The 23,166-nt window shown below is 53.6% G+C and carries 20 protein-coding genes; 4 read left to right on the forward strand and 16 right to left on the reverse strand.

The features are described from left to right. Positions 1-170 precede the first annotated feature (170 nt). Positions 171-3,605 carry a DNA polymerase III subunit alpha gene (gene dnaE / locus HMPREF3277_RS11000; RefSeq protein ID WP_070871142.1) on the reverse strand — a complete coding sequence of 1,145 codons (3,435 nt, stop codon included), beginning with the start codon at positions 3,603-3,605 and terminating at the stop codon, positions 171-173. Positions 3,606-3,944: 339 nt separating this feature from the next. Here dnaE and HMPREF3277_RS11005 point away from each other — a divergent pair, with 339 nt between their 5' ends. Then, positions 3,945-4,745, forward strand: coding sequence for a factor H-binding protein (locus HMPREF3277_RS11005; protein WP_070871143.1), 801 nt, complete (start codon positions 3,945-3,947; stop codon positions 4,743-4,745). Positions 4,746-4,909: 164 nt separating this feature from the next. Here the strand turns inward: HMPREF3277_RS11005 and HMPREF3277_RS11010 are convergent, their stop codons facing one another. After that, a complete protein-coding gene (locus HMPREF3277_RS11010; protein ID WP_070871144.1) occupies positions 4,910-6,010 on the reverse strand; it encodes an anhydro-N-acetylmuramic acid kinase in 1,101 nt (366 codons plus the stop codon). Positions 6,011-6,169: 159 nt separating this feature from the next. Between HMPREF3277_RS11010 and HMPREF3277_RS11015 the strand changes: the two genes are divergently transcribed. Next, the gene (locus HMPREF3277_RS11015) at positions 6,170-7,744 is read left to right on the forward strand and encodes an inorganic phosphate transporter (RefSeq protein WP_070871145.1); all 1,575 of its coding nucleotides are present in this window, start codon (positions 6,170-6,172) and stop codon (positions 7,742-7,744) included. 198 nt (positions 7,745-7,942) lie between these two features. Here the strand turns inward: HMPREF3277_RS11015 and HMPREF3277_RS11020 are convergent, their stop codons facing one another. The 10 genes from HMPREF3277_RS11020 to HMPREF3277_RS11060 form a co-directional block, all read right to left on the reverse strand. Further along, the gene (locus HMPREF3277_RS11020) at positions 7,943-8,779 is read right to left on the reverse strand and encodes a PHP domain-containing protein (protein WP_070871146.1); all 837 of its coding nucleotides are present in this window, start codon (positions 8,777-8,779) and stop codon (positions 7,943-7,945) included. A 212-nt stretch (positions 8,780-8,991) separates the two neighbouring features. Next, positions 8,992-9,210, reverse strand: a complete 219-nt coding sequence (locus HMPREF3277_RS11025) for a hypothetical protein (protein ID WP_009311034.1) — start codon at positions 9,208-9,210, stop codon at positions 8,992-8,994. Continuing rightward, positions 9,188-9,421 carry an RNA-binding S4 domain-containing protein gene (locus tag HMPREF3277_RS11030; protein WP_002221492.1) on the reverse strand — a complete coding sequence of 78 codons (234 nt, stop codon included), beginning with the start codon at positions 9,419-9,421 and terminating at the stop codon, positions 9,188-9,190. Before HMPREF3277_RS11030 ends, HMPREF3277_RS11025 begins: the two co-directional genes overlap by 23 nt. A 90-nt stretch (positions 9,422-9,511) precedes the next feature. Next, a complete protein-coding gene (locus tag HMPREF3277_RS11035; protein ID WP_070871147.1) occupies positions 9,512-10,009 on the reverse strand; it encodes an SEL1-like repeat protein in 498 nt (165 codons plus the stop codon). 172 nt (positions 10,010-10,181) lie between these two features. Then, on the reverse strand, positions 10,182-11,069 hold the full coding sequence (locus HMPREF3277_RS11040) for a hypothetical protein (RefSeq protein WP_003768928.1): 888 nt from the start codon (positions 11,067-11,069) through the stop codon (positions 10,182-10,184). Between the two features lie 182 nt (positions 11,070-11,251). Next, positions 11,252-13,051 (reverse strand): bifunctional biotin--[acetyl-CoA-carboxylase] ligase/type III pantothenate kinase, encoded by a 1,800-nt coding sequence (locus HMPREF3277_RS11045; RefSeq protein WP_070871148.1) that lies wholly within the window; start codon positions 13,049-13,051, stop codon positions 11,252-11,254. After that, positions 13,048-13,554 (reverse strand): D-glycero-beta-D-manno-heptose 1-phosphate adenylyltransferase, encoded by a 507-nt coding sequence (gene rfaE2 / locus HMPREF3277_RS11050; protein ID WP_029609501.1) that lies wholly within the window; start codon positions 13,552-13,554, stop codon positions 13,048-13,050. The genes HMPREF3277_RS11045 and rfaE2 overlap by 4 nt, the downstream gene beginning before the upstream one ends. 335 nt (positions 13,555-13,889) lie before the next feature. Further along, the gene (locus tag HMPREF3277_RS11055) at positions 13,890-14,309 is read right to left on the reverse strand and encodes a glycine zipper domain-containing protein (protein ID WP_070871149.1); all 420 of its coding nucleotides are present in this window, start codon (positions 14,307-14,309) and stop codon (positions 13,890-13,892) included. 368 nt (positions 14,310-14,677) lie between these two features. Further along, a complete protein-coding gene (locus tag HMPREF3277_RS14060) occupies positions 14,678-14,770 on the reverse strand; it encodes a methionine/alanine import family NSS transporter small subunit (RefSeq protein WP_009311042.1) in 93 nt (30 codons plus the stop codon). Further along, positions 14,767-16,302, reverse strand: a complete 1,536-nt coding sequence (locus HMPREF3277_RS11060; RefSeq protein ID WP_070871150.1) for a sodium-dependent transporter — start codon at positions 16,300-16,302, stop codon at positions 14,767-14,769. The genes HMPREF3277_RS14060 and HMPREF3277_RS11060 overlap by 4 nt, the downstream gene beginning before the upstream one ends. Before the next feature lie 607 nt (positions 16,303-16,909). Between HMPREF3277_RS11060 and HMPREF3277_RS11065 the strand changes: the two genes are divergently transcribed. Continuing rightward, on the forward strand, positions 16,910-17,131 hold the full coding sequence (locus HMPREF3277_RS11065) for a hypothetical protein (protein WP_049230266.1): 222 nt from the start codon (positions 16,910-16,912) through the stop codon (positions 17,129-17,131). Between the two features lie 311 nt (positions 17,132-17,442). Here the strand turns inward: HMPREF3277_RS11065 and HMPREF3277_RS11070 are convergent, their stop codons facing one another. Then, positions 17,443-18,342, reverse strand: coding sequence for a metal ABC transporter solute-binding protein, Zn/Mn family (locus HMPREF3277_RS11070; RefSeq protein ID WP_070871151.1), 900 nt, complete (start codon positions 18,340-18,342; stop codon positions 17,443-17,445). Positions 18,343-18,863: 521 nt separating this feature from the next. Between HMPREF3277_RS11070 and gap the strand changes: the two genes are divergently transcribed. Next, entirely contained in the window at positions 18,864-19,895 is a 1,032-nt protein-coding gene (gene gap / locus HMPREF3277_RS11075) for a type I glyceraldehyde-3-phosphate dehydrogenase (RefSeq protein ID WP_070871152.1), read from the forward strand. 454 nt (positions 19,896-20,349) lie between these two features. Here gap and HMPREF3277_RS11080 read toward each other — a convergent pair whose 3' ends face one another. The 3 genes from HMPREF3277_RS11080 to HMPREF3277_RS11090 form a co-directional block, all read right to left on the reverse strand. Beyond that, positions 20,350-20,871 carry a hypothetical protein gene (locus HMPREF3277_RS11080; RefSeq protein ID WP_070871153.1) on the reverse strand — a complete coding sequence of 174 codons (522 nt, stop codon included), beginning with the start codon at positions 20,869-20,871 and terminating at the stop codon, positions 20,350-20,352. Between the two features lie 90 nt (positions 20,872-20,961). Beyond that, positions 20,962-21,339 carry a cytochrome C gene (locus tag HMPREF3277_RS11085; RefSeq protein WP_234405226.1) on the reverse strand — a complete coding sequence of 126 codons (378 nt, stop codon included), beginning with the start codon at positions 21,337-21,339 and terminating at the stop codon, positions 20,962-20,964. An 89-nt stretch (positions 21,340-21,428) separates the two neighbouring features. Then, the gene (locus HMPREF3277_RS11090) at positions 21,429-23,024 is read right to left on the reverse strand and encodes a peptide chain release factor 3 (protein WP_070773199.1); all 1,596 of its coding nucleotides are present in this window, start codon (positions 23,022-23,024) and stop codon (positions 21,429-21,431) included. Between the last annotated feature and the right edge of the window lie 142 nt (positions 23,025-23,166).

The raw sequence follows: 23,166 nt of genomic DNA on the forward strand, positions 1-23,166 counted from the left end.
CCTTGTCCTGATTTAAATTTAATCCACTATAGTGTTGTTTTGCGTTTTCAGACGACGTTTTTGAATGGTTTATTTAGACGTCGTCTGAAAATAAGGTTCGGCTTTGTATTTTAATGGCGATGCAGTTTAAACAGCAGTTTTCCGTCGCTGTTTCAGACGACCCCTGTTCCTTACCAATTCACGCGCACTGCCCTGCTGCCGAGCAGTTTTTCCAGTTCGTCGAATAACGCGGAGCTCGGCGTCACCATCCATTTCGGCGGCACTTGAAACCTGCCCGACGCTTTGCCGTTGCTGTACGACAGTTGCAGCGGGATATGCGGCGTGTCGGGCAGGCGGTGGACGGTGAGGATGGCGGCGAGGCGCGCGATGTCGTGGCCGGGGGCGAGGGCGAGGCTGAGGCTGCGGGCGTAGCGTTCGCGCGCCATTTGCAGGGTCATGACTTGGTTTGCCATGATGCGCAGCCCGTCGCCGCCGCCGTAGTCGTCGCGGCTGACTTTGGATTCGATAATCAGCACTTGGTCGGATTTGAGGTAGTCGGCGCAGTTTTCCAGCGTCTGGCCGCTGACCATGATTTCAATCTGCCCGCTCAAATCTTCGAGGCTGACAAAGGCGATTTTGCCGCGCTTGCCCATCATTGTGCGCACGGCGGTAACGAATCCGGCGAGGCGCACGCTGTCTTGCGGTTTCAGACGGCCTAATTTGGTCGGGGCGATTTGGCGGACTTCTTGGGCATACGGGCCGAACGGGTGGCCGGACAGATAAAAGCCGATGACGGTTTTTTCTTCGGCGAGTTTTTCCGATTCGCTCCACATGGGCGCGTCGACGAGCTGCACCGGTTCGATGGCGTCTTCCATCATGTCGAAAAGCCCGCCCTGATTGGCGTTGGCGGCTTTTTGGTCGGCGTTGTTCATGGCGAGGTCGATGTTTGCCAAGAGCATGGCGCGGTTGGGTTCGATGCTGTCGAACGCGCCGCCGCGTATCAGGGCTTCGAGGGTGCGGCGGTTCATGTGTTCTTTGCCGACGCGCTCACAGAAGTCCAACAGGCCGGTAAATTTGCCGCCGCTTTGCCGCGCGGCGATGATGGATTCGACGGCGGCTTCGCCCGTGCCTTTAATCGCGCCGAGTGCGTAGCGGATTTTCATGTTCGGATACGGCGTGAAGCGGTAGTCGGATTCGTTGATGTCGGGCGGCAGGAACTCGATGCCGTTGGCGCGGCAGTCGTCGTAGAAATGCTTGAGCTGGTCGGTGTTATCCAATTCAGACGACATGGTTGCCGCCATAAATTCGGCGGGGTAATGGGCTTTGAGCCATGCGGTCTGGTAGGAAATCAGGGCGTAGGCGGCGGCGTGGGATTTGTTGAAACCGTAGCCGGCGAATTTTTCCATATAGTTGAAGATTTCGTCGGATTTTTCGCGCGAAATGCCTTGTTTTGCCGCGCCTTCGGCGAAGATTTCGCGGTGTTTCACCATTTCTTCGGGCTTTTTCTTACCCATGGCGCGGCGCAGCAGGTCCGCACCGCCGAGCGAGTAGCCGCCGATAATCTGCGCCGCCTGCATCACTTGTTCCTGATACACCATAATCCCGTAGGTCGGCGCGAGGATGCCTTCGAGCAGCGGGTGGATGTATTGGAACTCCTGCCCCTTCATGCGCGCAACGAAGTCGGGGATGTTGTCCATCGGGCCGGGACGGTAGAGCGACACGAAGGCGATGAGTTCTTCAAACTTGGTGGTGTGCGCCGTTTTCAGCATTTTTTTCATGCCGGTCGATTCGAACTGGAAGACGGCGGTGGTGTTCGCGTCGCGGAAGATTTTGTAAGCGGCTTGGTCGTCAAGCGGGATTTTGCCGACATCGACAATATCGCCGGTGGTGTTTTTGATGTTGTTCTGCGCCATTTCGATAATGGTCAGGTTGCGCAGACCCAAAAAGTCGAACTTCACCAAACCGACGTCTTCCACGTCGCCCTTGTCGTACATGGATACGGGCGAGGCGGATTCGTCTGCCTGATACACAGGGCTGTAATCGGAAATCTTGCCCGGCGCGATCAACACGCCGCCCGCGTGCATACCCAGACCGCGCGTCAAATCTTCCAGCTTTTTCGCCAGCGTAATCAGTTCGTCCGCTTCTTCCGCTTCAATCAATTCCTGAATCTGCGGCTCCGCCTTCATTGCCTCGTCCAAACCCAAAGGTTTGTTGGCTTCCAGCGGAATCAGCTTAGACAGTTTGTCGCACAGGGTAAACGGCAGCTCCAGCACGCGCCCTACGTCGCGTATCACCGCTTTGGACGACATCGTGCCGAAGGTCACAATCTGGCTCACCGCCTCTGCGCCGTATTTGTCACGCACATACTCAATCACGCGGCCGCGGTTGCTTTGGCAAAAGTCCACGTCGAAGTCGGGCATGGAAACGCGTTCGGGGTTTAGGAAACGTTCGAACAGCAGCGCGTATTTCAGCGGGTCGAGGTCGGTAATTTTCAGCGAATACGCCACCAGCGAACCCGCGCCCGAACCGCGTCCCGGCCCGACCGGACAGCCGTGCGTTTTTGCCCAGTTGATAAAGTCTTGTACGATAAGGAAATAGCCGGGGAATTTCATCTGGATGATGATGTTCAACTCAAAATCCAGCCGCTCCTGATATTCCGGCATTTTCGCCGCCCGTTCCGCCTCGTCGGGATAAAGCTGAACCATGCGTTCCTGCAAACCCTCGTTGGACAGCTTCACCAGATAATCGTCGAGCGACAAGCCGTCGGGCGTCGGGAACAGGGGCAGGAAGTTTTTGCCCAGCGTGATATGGATATTGCAGCGTTTGGCAATTTCCACCGTGTTTTCCAAGGCTTCGGGCAAATCGGCGAAACGCTCCAGCATCGTTTCCGGCGGAATGAAAAACTGGCTCGGCGTAAAATCGCGCGGACGTTTCTTGTCCGTCAATACCCAGCCGCCCGCGATGCACACCCGCGCCTCGTGCGCGTTGAAATCGTCGCGGCTCATAAACTGCGTCGGATGGGTCGCCACCACCGGCAAACCCAATTCCTCCGCCAGCTTCACGCTGCCCGAAACGCAAGCCTCCCATTCGGGACGTTCGGGCAGGCGTTGCAGCTCCAGATAAAACGCATCGGGAAACCACGCCGCATACTTCAACGCCGCCGCACGCGCCGCGTCTTCATTGCCGTTCAAGAGATTCACGCCCACTTCGCCGTAATGCGCGCCGCTCAAACAAATCAAGCCGCTGTTGTCGCCGTTTTCCAGCCATTCGGGATTGAGTTCCGCATGATGGACATTGCGGTCTTTGCCGACATAAGCCGCCGTTAAAAGCTCGCTCAGGCGCAGATAGCCCGCATCGTTGCGGATAATCAGCATGGCGCGGAACGGCTTGTCGGGCGCATTCGAATTGCCTATCCACACGTCCGCCGCCCCGACAGGCTTAATCCCCGCGCTGCGGCAGGCTTTATAGAATTTCACCAAACCGAATTCGTTCATCAAATCGCTGATGCCCAAAGCAGGCAAACCGTATTCCTGCGCTTTGGCAATCAGTTTTTTAATCCGCACCATACCGTCGGTAATCGAAAACTCGGTATGCAGGCGCAGCGGGATGTAGGTCGGCTCGGTCATGGCAAAATCGGCGTGAACAATAAAAGGCGTATTGTAGCAGGGTTGGAAAAAGGTCGTCTGAAAAGGAGTGAAGCGAGTTTCGCTAAAACGAGCGTAGAGGGTTTTTCAGACGACCTCAACGGTAGAGGCAGATGGCGGCAGCAGCATGGTATCGGGTTGTTTGGCAATCGGCGGGACTGTGTAACGGTTTCACAAAAATGAAAAGACAACGGTATAAACTGCAAAGGCTGGCAAAGCGGCGGAATAGGAATGATGAATATTGATTTAAATCATACGTCATTGAGGGCTGGTGCGATAATATGAATATGTTATCAAACAACTTCAAACGAAAGGAAAACCATGAAAGCCGTCCGCTTGGTTCTTGCCGCATCTTTGGTTTCTACGCTTGCCGCTTGCGGCAGCTCCTCTTCCGCGCTGTCCAATGCGATAGGCAAAGGCTTTGATCCTAAGGCTAAGGGCGTGAAATACATTACCGTTTTCGAGAGCGTTCCCGAAAACGGCACGATGCAGCTGAGTGCCAACAATAAGGTGCAAACGCTTAAAAAAGGCGACAATTTGGACACCGCCTTTCTGAAGCGCGACAAGATTTCCTATTATGACTACGTCGGCAAAATCAACGTCAACGGACAGGTCATCGATTTGGAACGCGGCGACTTTATGGTTTACAAACAAGACAATTCGGCTGTCGCTGCCAAATATATCAAGCAGAAAGCCGATCCTGCCGACGGCAACAAGCTGAAAGACTTGCAGGCGTATGAATTTAAAGTCGGCGAAGTGCAAGGTAAGGAAATTGTCTTTAAAGACCTGCCGCAACTGGGCCGCTATACCTACCGCGGTATCGCGTTTAACGGCGACGATAATAGCGGCCGCCTGACGTACACCATCGATTTTGAGAAAAAACAAGGTCAGGGCAAAATCAGCGGCATGGCACCTGATTACAATGTCGACTTGGCTGCCGCCAACATTGCCGCAGCAGGGGCGGGTTCGGCAATCAACGGACGCGCGACGCTCAACAATGAAGACAAAGGCAGCTACCGTTTGAACATTTTCGGCAGCAAAGCCGAAGAGATTGCCGGTAAGGCGCAAGTGAAAGTCGGCGATAAAGAGAAAGACATCGGACTTGCCGGTAAAAAAGAATAATGGAAAGAGACGTGTAAAAGGTCGTCTGAAAACGCGGTTCAACCAGGTTTCAAACCCGGTTTACCGCTTTTCAGACGACCTTTTTTGATGGAACGAAGGTTTGGATACAGATGGATTGTCCGGCTATGGCAGCCGATATCGGACGGGTCGTCTGAAACCGGACATCAGGCGTAGTGGCCTGCGCCCAAGATGCAGGCTTTGGCTGCGCCGGTCGCATGGTTCGGGCTGCTGGGCGTTCGGTTTATCCAGCACGCGGCGAGCCAGGCAAAAGCGGCGGCTTCGACCCATTGCGGGTCGAGGTGGAGCGCTGCGGTGCTGTTTAATCCGACAGCGGGGGAGAACAGGTCCGCCAAATCCTGCATCAAAACCGGATTGCGGATGCCGCCGCCGCAGACGTAGAGATTGCGCGTGTCGGAGGCGGCTGTATCAACGGCGTCGCGGATGGTTTGCGCGGTGTAGCGAACCAAGGTTCTTAAAACATCTTCGGACTTTTCGCCGCCTTTCAGACGACCTTGAAGCCAGTTTAAGGAGAAAAGCTCCCTGCCCGTACTTTTGGGGAGGGGGCGTCTGAAATAGGGGTGGTCGAGCAGGCGGTTCAGCAAATCAGGCAGGATAGCGCCTTGTGCGGCGCGTTGTCCGTCGCGGTCGTATGACTGCTGCCAGTTGTGCTGCATCCACGCGTCCATCAGCATATTGCCGGGACCGGTGTCGAAGCCGAAAGCGGCTTGCTGCGGCGGTAAGACGCTGATGTTGGAGATGCCGCCGATATTGAGGACGACGCGGGTTTCCTGCGGATGCTGGAACAGGGCTTGATGGAAGGCGGGAACCAGCGGCGCGCCTTGCCCGCCCGAAGCCAAATCGCGGCTGCGGAAATCGCCGATGGTGAAAATGCCGGTCAGTTCCGCCAGTAGGGGCAAGTCGGCAAGCTGGATGCTGTAACCGTGTTCGGGGGCGTGGCGGACGGTTTGCCCGTGGCAGCCGATGGCGGTAACGGCTTCGACGGGCAGGTTTTGTTCTGAGAGGAGGGTGTGGACGGTTTGTGCGTAAAGGCGGCTGAGGGTCTGGGACAGGATATTGCTGCGGTGCAATTCGTTGTCGCCGATATTTTGAAGGTTTAGAAGTTCTTGACGGAGGTCGTCTGAATACGGGGTAAAGGCATGAGCCAGTGCGCCCTGCCATTGATTGCCCTGCATACGGATAAGCACGGCATCTGCACCGTCCATGCTGGTGCCGGACATGATGCCGATATAAAGTTGGGTATTCATGGGTTGTGGTTCGGATTAGGCCGTAAAAAAACATTTTAACGCGGTTTTGCGATTTGTCAGGTATTTGGCGCGGCGAAGGTAAATAAATGTTTCAAGAAAGATTGCAAAAAGGTTACAATAGTCTGAAACACATCCGCAATTCTTAAGGAAGCTGATCCTATGGCTCAAACTCAGATGAGTGCCAACTTGAAGCTGATTAATACTGTCTTTGCCGCTATGCTGGTGGGCATGGTCGGCTATTTTATTTACTGGGGCTTGGGCTATACCCATTACAACCATTCCATATTGTTCATTATTGCTACCATGTTCGGCGTTTTCATGGCGTTTAACGTGGGCGGCAACGATATCGCCAATTCCTTCGGTACCAGCGTCGGCTCCGGTACGCTGACGATTCCTCAGGCTTTGCTGATTGCGGCGGTGTTCGAGGTCAGCGGCGCGGTGATTGCGGGCGGCGAAGTGACCGATACCATACGCAAAGGCATTGTGGATTTGAACGGCATCGACCTTCAGCCCATGCAGTTTGTCTTTATCATGATGTCCGCGCTGCTTGCGGCGGCATTGTGGCTTTTGTTCGCCTCGCGCAAAGGCCTGCCCGTTTCCACTACCCACGCCATTATCGGCGGTATCGTCGGCAGCGCGGTCTGCATGGCGGTGATGAACAATATGAATGCGGGCGATCTGATTCAATGGAGCAAATTGGGCGAAATCGCCCTGTCTTGGGTTTTGTCCCCCATTTTGGGTGGCACGGCCTCCTATTTACTGTTTTCCAGAGTGAAGAAAAACGTTTTGGATTACAACGCTTGGGCGGAAGGCACGCTCAAGGGCATCAAGCAAGAAAAAAAGGCTTACAAAGAACAGCACCGCCTGTTTTTTGAAGCCTTGAGCGAAAGCGAAAAAGTCGAATACGCCACCAAAATGGCGCACGACGCGCAAATCTACGACGAGCCGGATTTTGATCCTGCCGATCTGAAAAGCGACTACTACCGCGGCCTGTACGATTTGGACAACCGCAAAAACAACGTCGACTCCTATAAAGCCCTTCATTCTTGGGTTCCCTTTATCGCCTCTTTCGGCGGGATGATGATTGCCGCCATGCTGATTTTCAAAGGGTTGAACAACCTTCACTTAGGCATGAGCAATGTCAACAGCTTCCTGACCATCTTCATGATCGGCGCGGCAGTGTGGATGGGTACGTTCGTATTCGCCAAAAGCCTGAAGCGCAAAGATTTGGATAAATCCACCTTTCAAATGTTTTCATGGATGCAGGTATTTACCGCCTGCGGCTTCGCCTTCAGCCACGGCGCAAACGATATTGCCAATGCCATCGGCCCGTTTGCCGCCATTATGGACGCATTGCGCACCAATAGCATCACTTCTCAAAACGCCGTCCCGCCGATTGCCATGCTGACATTCGGTATCGCCTTGATTGTCGGCTTGTGGTTTGTCGGTAAAGAAGTGATTAAAACCGTCGGCAGCAGCTTGGCGGAAATGCACCCCGCTTCGGGCTTTACTGCCGAACTCTCCGCCGCCGCCGTCGTGATGGCCGCCTCCTTTATGGGGCTGCCTGTATCCAGTACCCATATTTTGGTCGGCGCGGTACTCGGCATCGGTCTGGTCAACCGCAACGCCAACTGGAAGCTGATGAAACCCATCGGCTTGGCATGGGTCATTACCCTGCCTGCCGCCGCCATCCTGTCCGTGACCTGCTACTTGATTCTGCAAGCCCTGTTCTAATATCGGATTGCTACACAAAAGGTCGTCTGAAAGCACTGTTCCCGCTTTCAGACGACCTTTTTTATGGCGAAATCAAGATAAAAGAGAGGCAAGATAAGTGTTCGACCGGTTTGGTTCGGAACGTAGGATGTTGCCGTCTCAGCACCAAGAAGGATGATTTGAACGCAATTGCCGGATATTTTGTCGAAGCTTGTCGGTTCAAACCCTTTTGAAATGTTCCCAAACCGGTTTGCAGTTTTCCGGCAGCTCGGGACACGCGCCGAGGATGCCGCCGCTGAAGTCGTTTAAGCGGTGGAAATCGCTGCCCGCGCTGGCGAGCATGCCGAAGCGTTCTGCCAACAGCGCGTAGTTGAGTCGGTCGTTTTTGCAGCAATTGCCGCTGTGGACTTCGATGCCCACGCCGCCGAGTTTTTTAAATTCTTCAAACAGATTGCGCTTGGCGGTGGCGGACAAGTCGTAGCGCATGGGGTGGGCGATGACCGCCATGCCGCCCGCGCCGTTGACGGCGGAGACGCAGTCTGCCAGCGTCGCCCATTCGTGGCGGACGGCGCAGGATTTGCCGTCGCCCAAGTATTTGGTGAACGCCTGCTGCTTGTTTTTGACGTGTCCCGCTCGGATGAGGAACTCGGCGATGTGGGTGCGGCTGACCATTTCTTTGTTTGCCGCCAGCGCGAGCGCGCCGTCGTATGCGCCGCCGATGCCTTTCTTTTCGAGCTTGGCGGCGATGGTTTCGAGGCGTTTCAGACGACCTTGCCGTACTTGCGCCAACAGGTTTTGCAGGTTTTCGTCCTGTTCGTCGAAATCCAAACCGACAACGTGTATGGTGCGCCCGCGCCAAGTTACGGAGATTTCCACGCCGTTGACGAAACGCAGCCCGAGTGCGTCGGCTTCGGCACGCGCTTCGGCGATGCCGCCGGTGTGGTCGTGGTCGGTCAGCGCCAGCAGCGTGCAGCCGTTTTGATGCGCGAGGCGCACGACTTCGGCGGGGGAGAGCATACCGTCGGAAACGGTGGAATGGCAGTGCAGGTCTATCATGGGGCGTTATGTGTGTGGTGAATGAAGGGTGGGGCGGTCATGTTGAAAACAGAATCTGACAAAGGTCGTCTGAAAATCAGTAGCTCGGATTATTGAATCCGATATTTCAAATTGCGCATATTAAAACTTTGTCGGATACAAGTATCCAACCTACGGCTTTTGAAAAGTAAAAGGTCGTCTGAAAACGCGGTTGCCATCCAGCCGAACCGTTTTCAGACGACCTTTCCGTTCTCTTCGTCGTCCGACCAACCCGCTTCTTTCAATTTCCGCTGTTGTGCGTCGTAGCGGGCTTTATCCGACCAATAAATTGTCTGGATGCAGGCATCGCCGCAATCGCTGCCGCAGCATTCCCACGACTCGGGGCGGACGGGTTCGTCTAGAAGCGGTTCGCCCAAGAGGGCTTCGGCTTTATTCTTCAGGGTCGTATCCATCGGCGATTTCCAAGCGCGCGCCGTCAAACTCGATGACTTCGCCGCCACGTATTTTGGCGGTTTTGCGGGTTTCGGTTTCGCCGTTGCGCAACACCAGTCCTTCGGCGATAAACGCTTTTGCCTGCCCGCCGCTTTCGGCAAGTCCGGCGAGCTTCAAGAGGTCGCATAAGGCGATGTATTCGTTGTCTTCGAGATAGACGGTGGCTTCCATGAGGTTTCCTGTGATGGGATTCGGTTCGGATGCGTCAAATTGTAGCATAGGTCGTCTGAAAGCCGGTTCAGGCGGACAAAGGCTTCGGCATCAGCGTTGCAATTCGCGTTGCAAGGCTCTGCAGGCGGCATCGTTTTCGCCCATGCAGGAACGTTGCAATGCCTCCAGTCGTTCTTGGCGTTTGACCGCGCGGTCTTCTGCCGTTTGACTGCGCATTTCCTGCTCGGTTTCTTTGGCGTTGCGGCAGGCGTTGTCATAGCCGCCTTTGCAGGCTTTGCGGTAGAGTTCGAGGGCTTTGGAGTAGTCCATGCCCAGTCCGCTGTATGGGTCTAAATAGAGGTTTGCCAATACGTTGCAGCCCTTCATGTTTTTGCCGTCGCAGGCTTTTTTCAGCGGCAGGTAGGCATCGGCGGGGCTTTCCAGATAGTCGCGGGTCCAAATGCCGAGTGTGACGCAACTGTCGAGCTGGTTGCGCGTGCATTGCGTGATCAGGTTTTGATAGGCTTCGTCGTCGTAGTCTTCGGCGTATGCTGCCGGCAGTAGTCCGAGCAGAAGGGCGAACAGTAGGGAGGTTTGGGCGGGTTTCATGGTTTCTCAAGAACCTTTGTGCGGATAAGGGTTTGTCGGCGGTTTCGTAGCGTGAAGGTGGGAGCGATATCAACGTTAACTTATTCGGCTTTTCAAAAGAGATTTGACTGCCGCCTAATCTGTTGCATCTTTGCAAAAGGTCGTCTGAAAACGTTCAGACGACCTTTGGGTTTTATTTGCAGGTTTTCATATTCAGGCTGCCGTAGCGGCCGACGATGTTGCGGATTTCCTGTGCGTCTTTTTCATCGACCGACATGAAGATGACGGTCATGCGGGAGACGCTGAGGGTGCTGTCGGCAGCGTTGCCTTTGTCGTCTTGTTCGACGATGCGCGCGCCGCCGAAACCTGCTGCGGACAGGCGCGAGATGAGGACTTGGGCGGAGGAGCGGCTTTTCATGACGCCGAGGCTGATTTCGCCGTTGTGAAGCGTGCCGTTGAAGCCTTTGTTACCGAGTGCTTCGAGGCGGTTCATGGCTTCGCTGTCGGCAGGCAGCACGACGCGGAAGGTTTTGGCGGCGTGGTCTTTCGATGCGCCGCGTTTTTCTACGGTGCGGCTGGCGGCGTGCGGCCAACGGGTCAGCAGGCCTTTGATGCGGTGGTAGTCGTCTTCATCCAGGGTAACGCTGGCGTTAGACGTACATTGGCGGGCGGCGGCTGTGTTTTTGGCGGCGGGATTTTCGTTGGCGGCAGCAGCCGGGTTGGTGTTTTCGGCGGCGGCTTTTTCTTTTTCGCGGCGGGCTTTTTCTTCACGTTCTTTTTTTTCTTTTTCGCGGCGCGCCTGTTCCTCTTCTTCTTTTTTCTTGCGTTCGGCTATGGCTTCTTCGGATTCGGGCTCGGGCAGGTCGGCTTGTGTTTCGTCGGTTTGCAGCCAGTCGGGTTGCGCGTTGTCGGCAGGCGCGGGGGCTTGCTGCGGGCGCAGGGATTCAGGTTGGGCGAGTTCGTGGGCACCGCCTTCTACGGGCGCGGCGTTGGGGGATTTGGCGTTGTTGAGGCGGTGCGTAATCATGCCGCCGAAGACGATGATGTTGAGTGCCACGAGGGCGGCGAAAAGCCATTTCATGAGTTGTTTTCCTTTTTTGTGTTCGGTTGCCGTTGCGGTGTGCGGGCGGTTTTGTGTTGTTATTGGTTGTGGCGGATCGGCATCAAAACCAATCGGCTGAAGTTTGCTGCGTCTGAAGGTCGTCTGAAAAGCGGTGTTGCGTTTCAGACGACCTTTTTGAATCTGCGCTACGGTATGGCTGCTTATTCGGGCAATTTATCAGGCTGTTCCTGCTCTTGCGCGACCCAGTTCAATAAGCCGTAAATGACGAGATTATCTACAATTTTTACTGTATTGTCCAAAACAAACTGCTTGGGCAGGGCGTTGACAACTTTGCTTGCGCCGCCGCCGGTGATGATGACGTCGACGGGTTTGTCTTCGCCCGTTTTTTGTTGCAGCCGCCCGTGCATCATGATGACGGCTCCGCAAACGGCATCCATCATGCCGCTGGTGATGGCGTTGGGCGTGGTGGTGGGGAAGGGGTACACTTTTCCGGCTGGGCGGTCGAGGTTGGCGGTTTTGGCGGCGAGTGCTTCTTTCATGAGGTGGAAGCCGGGCATGATGGTGCCGCCGAGATAATGGTTGTCTTCGGTGAGCGCGTCGGTGGTTACGGCAGTGCCGCAGCTGACGACGACACAGGCGTTTTGGCTGAAACGGCGGCTGCCCAAGGCGTTGAACCAGCGGTCGGAGCCGTGTTCGGCGGGGTTGCGGTAGTGGTTGCGGATGCCGAGCGCCTGCGGCATGGAGGGCAGCCAGCGGACGGGCGCGGTCAGGTGGGCTTCGACCAGGGCTTTTTTGAGGTCGCCGCACACGGCGCAGCCGACGATGCGGGTGCGGTCGTCTGAACGCGCTGCCCATTCTTCGCCGAGCTTGCTCAAATCGCGGTACGGCGCACGGGTGACTTCGTTGAACACGCCGTTTTCCACCCATGCCCATTTGAGCTGGCTGTTGCCGCCGTCGAGCAGGAGGAGGCGTTCGGGCGGGCGCGGCGCGGCGGTGCGGGGCGTGTCGTCGAGGCGCAGGCTGATTTCGCCGCTGACGACGGTTTGTTCGCCTGCGGCTGTCATCAGGTGCAACGCGCCTTGCGCATCGACATTGAGTACGGTGCCTTCGTTTACGGTTTGCCCGTCGCGCAGGAGCAGGACGGGTCTGCCGTGGTCGCGGTGGGCGGTTTGGTATTCTTCGAGGAAGGGGGAGAACCCGTTTTGCGCGTATTGCGTCAGCACGGCATTGAGTTCGCCCAACAATTTGTCCAACAGCGTTGAAGCGGGAATGCAGTGTACGGAGGCGGTGCCGCGGGCAAGCTGCGCGTTGTGGAAGAGGGCTTGGACGGAAGCGGCGTTTTCAACTTCTTTGGGTAGGACGAAATTGATGCCTATGCCGATGACGGCGGCGGTTTTGCCCTCGCTGCGGACGGTTTCGATCAGGATGCCGCCGAGTTTGTCCCTGCCGGCGACCAAATCGTTCGGCCACTTGATTTGTATGTCCAAACCCGATGCGGCTAAAGCGCGACGGCAGGCGAGCGCGACGGCGGGGGCGAGCGAGCCGAGTTCGTGCTGCGGTTTGTCGAATACCCAGCCGAAGCTGAACATCAGGCATTCGCCCAGCCGGTGTGTCCACTTGCGTCCCTGCCGCCCGCGGCCTTTGGTTTGCAGATGCGCGACGCAGAGCGATTTATGGGCTTGTTCGGGCGAAGTGCGCGCCAGATTCAGGATTTCGTCGTTGCTGGATGTGCATTCGTGTTTTAAGGTCGTCTGAAAACCGCGTTCCGCGCCCAAACGCTGCAACGCTTCTTCGTCAAACAAGGCAAGCGGGCGCACGAGCCGCCATTGCCCGTCGTGCTGGCGCAGCAGTCCGCGGATGTGCGCGGGCATCTGTTGCCAAAAGCCGTTGAGCTGGTGCGGCTTCACGCCCGCGATACGCGCGAGATGGGAAACGTGTTGCGGCAGACCGTCGGCGAGTTCCGCCAAAACCCGACTGTGCGGTAGTTTCAGCGCGGTCATTTGCCGCCCTCGGCTGCGCGGATTTTCTCCAGCGTTTTCGTGGTGGAAGTCTGGTGCAGGAACGGAATGGAAAACACTTTGCCGCCGCGCGCCAGCGTTTCTTGCGCGCCGACGATTTTTTCGACCGGCCAGTCGCCGCCTTTAATCAGGATGTCGGGTTTGATTTGCTCGATCAACTCGGCGGGCGTGTCTTCGTCAAACCAAGTGACCAAATCCACGCTTGCCAATGCCGCCGCTACCGCCGCGCGGTTTTCCAGCGGATTGACGGGGCGGTCGTCCCCCTTGCCCAAACGGCGCACGGACGCATCCGTGTTCAAAGCCAGCACCAACGCCGCCCCCGCCGAACGCGCCTGCGCCAGATAGGTAACATGCCCCCTGTGCAGAATATCGAAACAGCCGTTGGTAAACACCAGCGGGCGGGGCAGTTCGTGCAGACGTTGCGCCAATTCTTCGGGCGGGCAGATTTTGCGTTCGAAATCGGGGAGGGACCAGTCAGACATAATCGGGATTCCGTCAGGGATAAACAGACAGGCGGTATGATACCGAAGCGGGCGGAAAAGGTAAATTTGAGGGGGAGGGTAAGGGGTCGTCTGAAAAGGCGGAATTCGACAAAATTGCCACTTTGGCGTTGTCCCTGTATGCGGCGGTTTGTTCGGCATCACGTCATGCAACCATGAACGATGAGCTTGGAAATGGAAAAAGCCGGAATCTGCGGGAAGCAGAATCCGGCTTGTCTAGGTCGTCTGAAAATGGCTGGGACATCCCCAAGGTTGGAAGGCGGTTCAACCCGGTTTCAGGTTTTCAGACGACCTTTTGTTCAGACAGTCAAACGATGGGTTTAATCGTCGTCGTAATCGTAGTAATCATCGTCCCAGTCGCGGTAGTGTTTGCGGTGGTGATGTTTATGTTTGTGTTTTTTGTAGTATGTATCGCGGTAGTACGGATCGCCGTAGCCGTAACCGTCGTAGCCGTAGTAGCGGGATTCGCGGTAACGGCGGTCGCGCAAGGCGATATCGTTGTCTTTTTGATTCATTTTTTTATTGTGGTAGGCGTAGGCGTTGCCTGCCAAACCGCCCGCCACTGCGCCGATGATTGCGCTTTGTCCGTCGTTGCCCAATAGACCGCCCAAGGCTGCGCCTGCTGCCGCGCCGGCGAGGGTGGCTTTTTTCTGGTTTGCCGTGCCTCGCGCTTCCGCTTGGATGGCGGGGAGGCTGAGGCTGGCGGCGAGCAATACCGCCATAAGTGGTTTCATGGTCATTGTTTCTTCCTTTCGTGAAACACGGCAGATGCCGGAGTTATAGTGGATTAAAATAAAAATGAGACGAGGCGGCAACGCCCGCCGTGTACGGGGGTAGTACATAAGGGCGTTGGCAACGCCGTATCATTGCAATTTTAATCCACTATATTTTCATTATAATCAGCCCTTTGTTTACCTTCGCCCGCCTGTGGAAAATTAGCGTAAACAAATGTTGCTTTTGTTCGGTACGGTTACTCGGCTGATAGATGGAAAGCCTTGTCTGTCTTGGATTTGGCGGCAATAAAACGCCCCGAAAGCGCAATGCGGTTTCGGGGTGTTTGGGTTTCAGACGACCTGTGCGGTGTCTGCAACACTTGTTGGAAAAAAGCCTATTCTTCAGGCAGCCGCCATACGGACAGAATGAATCCGCCCCAAATGACGACGAGTGCGATAATCATCATGACGATGGCCGAGGTACTCATTCTTTGTCTCCTTGTTCATGTTCGTGTTCGTCTTTGACGTTGAAGTTTTGACCATGCTTCCAAGGCAGAAGCGACAGCACCACGGAGATGACAATCAGACCGATCGACATGCCCCAGCCGAAGACATTGAGGAAATCGCTGGGATATTTCGAGTAGTTTTCTTTAAGCAGGCCGATTGTGTCTTGGTACAACATATAGCCGAGCATGGCAACGGTAAAGATGACGCTGGCAGTCCAAATCGCACCGACGCGGACGGAGGAGAGCGCGTTTAGGTGGTTGCGCAGCTCGGGCAGTTTGCGCAGGGCGATGATGGCCAAAACATAGACGAAGCCGGCAGCGACGATGCCGTAGGTGTTGACGAATTTGTCCAATACGTCCAAAACGGGCAGGCCGGTGGTCGTGCCGAAGAGCAGGGTGGAGATAATGCCCATCGGAATGCAGACAAGCAGGGTGGCGTTGACGCGGCCGATGTTTAATTTGTCCTGAATGGCGGCAACGATGACTTCGACAATGGAAATCATCGAGGTAATGCCTGCGAATACCAGCGAACCGAAGAACAATACGCCGATCAGCGCACCCATCGGAGCTTGGTTGATGATGGTCGGGAAGGCGATGAAAGCCAAACCGATGCCGCTGGAAGCAACTTGACTGACGGCTTGTCCATTGGCTTGTGCCATAAAGCCCAACGCGGCGAATACGCCGATGCCGGCGAGCAATTCAAAGCTGCTGTTGGCAAAGCCGACAACCAAGCCGGTACCGCCCAAGTCGGTTTTTTTCTTCAGGTAGGAAGAGTAAGTCACCATGATGCCGAAGCAGATGGAGAGCGAGAAGAAAATCTGACCGTATGCGGCGACCCAGACTTTGGGATCGGAAAGTTTCGACCAGTTGGGCGTAAACAGCGCGTCCAAGCCCTTGGCCGCGCCCGGCAGCGTCAGCGAGATGCCGACCATGATGATGAACATAATCAAAAGCAGCGGCATGAAAAACGACGATGCGCCTGCCACGCCTTTTTGTACGCCCAAAGCCATGATGATGCAGGTAAACAGCCATACGCCGATCAGCGGGCCGACGACTTTGCCGACAAAATCCAAGCCTAAGGCTTCAGGGCCTGCCATGTTCAAAAAGTCTTTAAAGAAAAACGCCTGCGGATCTGCGCCCCATGCCGCGTTCAGCGAGTAATACGCATAGCTTGCCGACCAGCCGATGATGACTGCGTAGTAGATACAGATGATGATATTGGCCATGACGTTCCACCAGCCCACAGGCTCGAACCAGCGGCCGAGGCGGCGGAAAGCCAGCGGGGGCGAGCCGCGGTAGCGGTGGCCGATGGCGTAGTCGATCAGCAGCAGCGGGATACCCGCAGTCAAGAGTGCGACCAGATAGGGTAGGAGAAACGCACCGCCGCCGTTTTCGAAGGCGATGTAGGGGAAGCGCCAAATGTTGCCCAGGCCGACGGCAGAGCCGATGGCGGCAACCATAAACGCGCGGCGGTTGCTAAACGTCGCGCGTTCGTTTGTTTTGGAATCAGACACGTTGATACCTCTTGCTTTGATGTGGTATGAAAACAGCCGCTTGGCGGCTTACGGTTATAGAAATGAGGTCTGACAGGGGTAATGTCGTCTGAAAAAACAGTCGGCTTGTGGCCTTTGTTTACAATCTACGGCTGTATCGTAAAAAAATTTAACAGGCTTGGCAAGTGGGGAAAACGGATTTTTTAGCTGTATTTCAGGCAGTTTGGGGAAGATGAGGGAAGATGGGATTCAGGATGGGGGCGTTTTTTCAGACGACCTGTTTTTTCAAAGGGGAGTATTTATAGTGGATTAACTTTAAATCAGGACAAGGCGCCGAAGCCGCAGACAGTACAGATAGTACGGCACCGATTCACTTGGTGCTTCAGCACCTTAGAGAATCGTTTTCTTTGAGCTAAGGCGAGGTAACGCCGTACTGGTTTAAAGTTAATCCACTATAATTTCTTTGATAAGGAATGAGGTGCTTGCTCTCAACCATGTATTTTGCGTGAAAATATATTTTTTAATTTGTTTCGACTATAATGATATCGTTTTACATCTATATTGCGCGGAAAGTAATCTTTTTTGTATTTCTTTATAAACCTTCTGATTTTCATCGAAAGGAATCTTCATGAAAAGATTTGGCAGCACTTTGTTTATCCTGGGTCTTTTAGCGTTCGGTTTGAATTATATGAATGCTGTGCCGAAAGTTTTAGCATGGATTTATAACTGGGGGGAAGATACTGCAATGTGGATTAAAGCAGGGATTACCGGTGGTGGCGCTTTGATTTGGCTGTTGGGTCATTTTGCCGAAAAAGGCGGGCAAGAAGCGTTGGAAGAAGACGACGAATAAATTTGAGCGTCAACGCTGCGGTTGTTGCGGATACGCACTGGCGCAGCGCTTCGAAAAAGAAAGATATAGTGGATTAACTTTAAACCAGTACGGCGTTACCTCTCCTTAGCTCAAAGAGAACGATTCTCTAAGGTGCTGAAGCACCAAGTGAATCGGTTCCGTACTATCTGTACTGTCTACGGCTTCGTCGCCTTGTCCTGATTTATGTTAATTCCACTATAAAAGGTCGTCTGAAACAGGTTTTGGCTTAACTTGCCAAGCTTGTTTCAGACGACCTTTCGGTTTATCCGTTCATGCTGGATTCTGCGGTTTTATTTTTTCATCGCATCAGTCAAGGCTTTGACGTTGTAGCGGTACATGCCGATGTAAGTATTGGCAGGTGCGCCGCCGAGTGCGTCGGAGTAGAGTTTGCCGCTGACGTTGACGCCGGTTTCTTTGGCGATGCGGTCAACCATGCGCGTGTCTTTGATGTTTTCAGTGAACACGGCTTTGATACCTTCGCGTTTGATTTGGCGGATGATGGAAGCTACTTGTTTGGCGGATGGCTCGGCTTCGTTGCTCACGCCTTGTGGGGCGATGAACTCGATATTGTAGCGTTTGCCCATGTAGGAGAACGCGTCGTGTCCGGTCAGGACTTTGCGCTTGGCGGCGGGAACGGCGTTAAAGGCGGCTTGAGCGTCGCTGTGCAGTTTTTTCAGTTGCACTTGGTAGTTGCCCAAGCGTTGTTGGTAATAGGTTTTGCCTTCGGGGTCTGCCTGAATCAGGGCGTTGGCAACGTTTTGGGCGTAGGTTGTCATCAAAACGGGGTCGTTCCAGACGTGCGGGTCAAATTCGCCGTGGTCGTGGTGATGGCCTTCGTGGTCGTGATGATGTTCGCCTTCTTCGGCTTTAAGCGCCTGTATGCCTTTGGCTGCTTCGGCGAAGGGGACTTTGCTTTGTTTGACGGCACGCTGCACGTCAGCCGCTTCCAAGCCCAAGCCGTTGAGCAGGACTAATTTTGCACCGCGGATTTTTTTGATGTCGCCGCTGGTCATGTGATAGGCGTGGGTGTCTTGGTTGGCACCGACCAAATTTTGTACGGCAACACGGTCGCCGCCGATTTGTTTGGTAACGTCGCCCAAAATGCTGAAGCTGGTAACGACGTTCATCGGGGCTGCATAAACTGCGCCGGACATTAATGCAGCGATGATACCGAGTTTCCAATGTTTCATGTTTTCTCTCTCCAGATTGATATAACGTAACATTTTTATTTTAAAACAGTGGGACGGAATCTTCAAGCAGCCTCCGCTTAAGAACGCGCTTTATGCCTTGAAAACGGGGGATTTGGGGAGGAGGGCAGGGGTTTGTTAATTTATTATGAAATCAGAAATGGAATTGTATTATTGATTTTTAAGATAAAAGAGAAGGAATGGCGGGGAGTTTTGTTGCGTGATGTAGCGGATTTTGGTTAGAGATTATCTTTTTCAAATAAATAAAATCAGGAAGATGCGGGTTTTCTCTTTTTTGAGTGAGCGGGAAATCAAGATTAAATGTGTATATTTTAAATATAATTGAAATATAAATTTCCTTATATGGTATTTTTTAGAACAAAATAATTCATTATCTTTTTGGGATAAAAATAAGCAGATATGATTGAACAAGATTTATTTGATAAAATGTTAATTACATCGCACTACAAATTTGCTATAATGTGCGAATCAGTTAACCACCCTATACCCCAAAAGGAAAAACCATGGGCATTAAAGTCGCCATTAACGGATATGGCCGCATCGGCCGCCAAGTATTACGCGCCATCTACGATTACAACCTGCAAGACCAACTTGAAGTCGTCGCCGTCAACGCCAGCGGCAGCCTCGAAACTAACGCCCATCTGACCAAATTCGACACCGTCCACGGTCGCTTTAATGCCGATATTTCCCACGATGCGACCCACCTCATCATCAACGGCCGCAAAATCCCGTTCTTCTCCACCCGCAACCCTGCCGAACTGCCCTGGCGCGACTTGGGCGTGGACTTGGTGATGGAATGCACCGGCTCGTTCACCAGCAAATCCAAAGCCAATGTCCATCTTGAAAGCGGCGCGAAAAAAGTGCTGATTTCCGCGCCGGGCGAGGCTGACGTTGACGCGACCATCGTCTACGGCGTGAACGACGATGTGATTACCGACGACATGACCGTCATCTCCAATGCTTCCTGCACCACCAACTGCCTCGCCCCCGTCGCCAAAGTATTGAGCGAAAACATCGGCATCGTCAAAGGCGCGATGACCACCATCCACGCCCTGACCAACGACCAAACCGTGACCGACGTGCGCCATAAAGACTTGCGCCGCGCCCGAAGCGGTGTTGAAAACATGATTCCAACCAAAACCGGCGCGGCGAAAGCCGTCGGTTTGGTCTTGCCCGAATTGAAAGGCAAACTCGACGGCCTTGCCATCCGCGTGCCGACCGTCAATGTTTCATTGGTGGACTTGAGCTTCCAAGCCGCGCGCGATACGAGTGTCGAAGAAATCAATGTGCTGATGAAGGCCGCCTCAGAAGAAGGTCGTCTGAAAGGCGTGTTGGGCTACAACACGCTGCCGCTGGTGTCTATGGACTTTAACCACACCACCCAAGCCAGTACCTTTGACGCAACGTTGACCAAAGTAACCGACGGCAACATGGTCAAAGTGTTCGCTTGGTACGACAACGAGTGGGGCTTCAGCTGCCAAATGTTGAATACCGCCCGCCGTATGTTCGGTTTGGAAGTACGCCCGTTTGAATAAAACGGATGGTTTGATACGCTAAAAGGTCGTCTGAAAACTTGAATTGCCCGGCAAAATTTGGGCGCGTATAAGAGATTGTTCGGACGTTTTCTATAAGCCGGGTTCTGTATATTGCAGGACTCGGCTTTTTTAATTTCAAACTGCAACACTCATGGTTGTCGTCATACCTAAAAAGATGAAGCACCTAGAGACCTTTGCAATAACATAGGTTACTAAAATTTTATGCTCAATCTCATTTTCAAAATGCAAAACCTTTCTGATTTTTCCTACTTTTTGCTCAATATTAGGAAGGTTTTAGTCAATTGAAATTTTTTGGCGCATTTTTATGCGTCAAATTTCGTTAACAGACTATTTTTGCAAAGGTCTCACCTAGTTGTAGGCAGGGATAAAAAAACTGCACCTTTGTGAAGGTGCAGTTTACGGGTTTCAGACGACCGACTGATTGATTTTATCCTTAACGTTGTAAGCTTTTTGGGAAAGGTTTTTTCTGTGAGACGGGCGCAAACTCAAACACTTTCTTGCGTGCATTCCATTGTAGCGGACGGATACAATTTTGATATTGTGCGCGTACTTTACCGCGTGTGTCTTCGCCGCACAGCTCTCCGCCCACGCCTAAATAAAGTTTGTTGCCGATGATTTTTGTTCCGGCTGCGCCATGAAGAAATGCCTGTTTGGCAGAACCATCCGGCTGGCCTGCAAAAACAGTGACCGCCCAGCCGCCGGAGCCGCCCAGATCAGGTGCGTTGGCGCAGGTGACCTTGCTCATGTCGTAGACAAAATCATGATAACCGTCGTTATTCAAATCGATAATATCCAAAGCTTGACCAACAGAGAATTTTCCTCCCATTTCACGGCAGGTTTGTTTATCTTCATTGATGGCTTCCTGTACTTTTTTAGGAATTGCTATGGGTGCGCGTTCGGCGGCAGCAAATTGCATGCTTGCCATGAATACTGCCGCTAAAAGCAGTTTTTGCATGATTTTCTCCGAATTAGGCTAAATTGGTCGGCTGTATCAGGTATCCATACTTGTTGCCATACTGAGTTTTCAGACGACCTAAACCAAGATTTATGGTGTTGCGACTGTAAATGTAACATCCACATGATCTTTTTGCTGTTTCAATTCGAAACAATCGAATCCCTCGCTATTTACGCAAACATTGACTATTTTTTTGCCGGTCCATTGAATGGAGGTTTCCGTTTCTTCGTTTATTTGACGTTTCATATTACGGGTTGGCAGGGTTTTGGGCAGTACTCCGTTTCCCCCCTCTTTTTTTAAAGCAGCAGTATAAGCGTCAGATAAAGAGTTACCTGAATAACGGCATTTGGTTACGCCTAATTCTGTTCCATCCCATTTCTGTTTACCGCAGGAGAGTTTGGCTCCGCCGGCATTTGCGGCAGCAGTGGTCAGAAGCAGGGCAACAGCCAATACAATTTGTTTTTTCATCAACATTCCTTCAAATCATAGACGTAGATTGCATAAAAAAGATTCTAATCGTCTGTCCTGTCAGGGTTTCAGACGACCTGATCTGCATTTTACAGTTTCACCGAATGCTCGCGCGTTTCGTGGAACACGATGTCCGGCCAGCGTTCCTGCGTCAGATTTAAGTTGACGCGGTTAGGGGCGAGGTAGGCGAGGTTGCCGCCTGCGTCTATCGCCAGATTGCCTGCGTTGGCTTTTTCAAACTCCGCCAGCTTTTTCTTGTCTTCGCACGATACCCAGCGCGCCGACCAGATGGATGCGTTGTCGAACACGGCTTCTACGCCGTATTCGTTGGCGAGGCGTGAGGTAACGACTTCAAACTGCAACACGCCGACCGCGCCCAAAATCAAATCTGCGCCGCTCATCGGTTTGAAGACCTGCACCGCGCCTTCTTCGCCGAGCTGTTGCAAGCCTTTTTGCAGTTGCTTGATTTTCAGCGGGTTTTTGATGCGGACGCTGCGGAACAGTTCGGGCGCGAAGAAGGGGATGCCGGTGAACGCCAGTTGTTCGCCTTCGGAAAAGCTGTCGCCGATTTGGATGTTGCCGTGGTTCGGGATGCCGATGATGTCGCCCGCGTAGGCTTCTTCCACCAGCTCGCGGTCGTGCGACATGAATGTAACCACGCTGGAGGCGGCGATTTCGCGGTTGATGCGCAGGTGTTTCATCTTCATGCCGCGCTCGAATTTGCCGGAGCAGACGCGCAAGAAGGCGATGCGGTCGCGGTGTTTCGGATCCATATTGGCTTGGATTTTAAAGATAAATCCGGAAAATTTCGGCTCGTCCGGCTCGACCATGCGTACGGTCGCGTCGCGCGGTTTCGGCGCGGGCGCCCAGTCAATCAATGAATTGAGGATTTCCTGAATACCGAAGTTGTTAATCGCCGAACCGAAGAACACGGGCGTGAGTTCGCCGGCGAGAAATTCGTCAAGATTGAACTCGTTGGAAGCCGCCTGCACCAATTCGATTTCGTCTCGCAACTGCTGGATTTCCAGCGGAAAGCGTTGTTCCAATTCGGGATTGTTGATGCCTTTGATGATGTCGAACTCGTGCGGCAGGCGTTCGCCGCCGGCTTCAAAGAGATAGATTTCATCGTTCAGGATGTGGTACACGCCTTTGAAGTTTTTGCCCATGCCGATCGGCCAAGTGACGGGTGCGCAACGGATTTTTAAAATGTTTTCCACTTCGTCCAGCAATTCTAGAGAGTCGCGTACTTCGCGGTCGTATTTGTTCATGAACGTGACAATCGGCGTATTGCGCAGGCGGCAGACGTTCAAGAGTTTGATGGTTTGCGCTTCCACGCCTTTTGCTGCGTCGATGACCATCAATGCGCTGTCCACGGCGGTCAAAACGCGGTAGGTGTCTTCGGAGAAGTCTTGGTGTCCCGGCGTGTCCAAGAGGTTGACGGTGTGGTCTTTATAGTCGAACTGCATTACGCTTGATGCCACGGAAATGCCGCGCTGCTTCTCGATTTCCATCCAGTCGGAGGTGGCGAATTTGCCGGTTTTCTTGCCTTTTACCGTACCCGCGCTTTGAATCGCGCCTGAAAACAGCAACAGCTTTTCGGTCAGCGTGGTTTTACCCGCGTCAGGGTGGGAGATGATGGCAAACGTGCGGCGGCGGCGCACTTGGTCGAGGATTTCTTGGGACATGGGCTTTCTTTGCAAAAAGGTTCAGGCCGCTTTTCCGACGGCCTGAGGAATGGTTGAGATGGCGGGGATTGTACAAAAAAACATTAATCGGTTCAATGATTAGGGGATAAAAAAGGTCGTCTGAAAATTTTCAGACGACCTT

Origin of the sequence: Neisseria sp. HMSC70E02 (genome assembly GCF_001838645.1) — a bacterium.
GTDB lineage: Bacteria > Pseudomonadota > Gammaproteobacteria > Burkholderiales > Neisseriaceae > Neisseria > Neisseria macacae.

Excerpts from the sequence above, each read along its gene's own strand:
- HMPREF3277_RS11070 (WP_070871151.1), bottom strand. The coding sequence starts at position 18,342 with ATGAAACATTGGAAACTCGGTATCATCGCTGCATTAATGTCCGGCGCA.
- dnaE (WP_070871142.1), bottom strand. The coding sequence starts at position 3,605 with ATGACCGAGCCGACCTACATCCCGCTGCGCCTGCATACCGAGTTTTCG.
- HMPREF3277_RS11085 (WP_234405226.1), bottom strand. The coding sequence starts at position 21,339 with ATGAAAAAACAAATTGTATTGGCTGTTGCCCTGCTTCTGACCACTGCT.
- HMPREF3277_RS11025 (WP_009311034.1), bottom strand. The coding sequence starts at position 9,210 with ATGGATACGACCCTGAAGAATAAAGCCGAAGCCCTCTTGGGCGAACCG.
- HMPREF3277_RS11020 (WP_070871146.1), bottom strand. The coding sequence starts at position 8,779 with ATGATAGACCTGCACTGCCATTCCACCGTTTCCGACGGTATGCTCTCC.
- HMPREF3277_RS14060 (WP_009311042.1), bottom strand. The coding sequence starts at position 14,770 with ATGAGTACCTCGGCCATCGTCATGATGATTATCGCACTCGTCGTCATT.
- HMPREF3277_RS11035 (WP_070871147.1), bottom strand. The coding sequence starts at position 10,009 with ATGAAACCCGCCCAAACCTCCCTACTGTTCGCCCTTCTGCTCGGACTA.
- HMPREF3277_RS11045 (WP_070871148.1), bottom strand. The coding sequence starts at position 13,051 with ATGACCGCGCTGAAACTACCGCACAGTCGGGTTTTGGCGGAACTCGCC.
- gap (WP_070871152.1), top strand. The coding sequence starts at position 18,864 with ATGGGCATTAAAGTCGCCATTAACGGATATGGCCGCATCGGCCGCCAA.
- HMPREF3277_RS11065 (WP_049230266.1), top strand. The coding sequence starts at position 16,910 with ATGAAAAGATTTGGCAGCACTTTGTTTATCCTGGGTCTTTTAGCGTTC.
- HMPREF3277_RS11055 (WP_070871149.1), bottom strand. The coding sequence starts at position 14,309 with ATGACCATGAAACCACTTATGGCGGTATTGCTCGCCGCCAGCCTCAGC.
- HMPREF3277_RS11015 (WP_070871145.1), top strand. The coding sequence starts at position 6,170 with ATGGCTCAAACTCAGATGAGTGCCAACTTGAAGCTGATTAATACTGTC.
- HMPREF3277_RS11005 (WP_070871143.1), top strand. The coding sequence starts at position 3,945 with ATGAAAGCCGTCCGCTTGGTTCTTGCCGCATCTTTGGTTTCTACGCTT.
- HMPREF3277_RS11090 (WP_070773199.1), bottom strand. The coding sequence starts at position 23,024 with ATGTCCCAAGAAATCCTCGACCAAGTGCGCCGCCGCCGCACGTTTGCC.
- HMPREF3277_RS11040 (WP_003768928.1), bottom strand. The coding sequence starts at position 11,069 with ATGAAATGGCTTTTCGCCGCCCTCGTGGCACTCAACATCATCGTCTTC.
- HMPREF3277_RS11030 (WP_002221492.1), bottom strand. The coding sequence starts at position 9,421 with ATGGAAGCCACCGTCTATCTCGAAGACAACGAATACATCGCCTTATGC.
- HMPREF3277_RS11080 (WP_070871153.1), bottom strand. The coding sequence starts at position 20,871 with ATGCAAAAACTGCTTTTAGCGGCAGTATTCATGGCAAGCATGCAATTT.
- HMPREF3277_RS11010 (WP_070871144.1), bottom strand. The coding sequence starts at position 6,010 with ATGAATACCCAACTTTATATCGGCATCATGTCCGGCACCAGCATGGAC.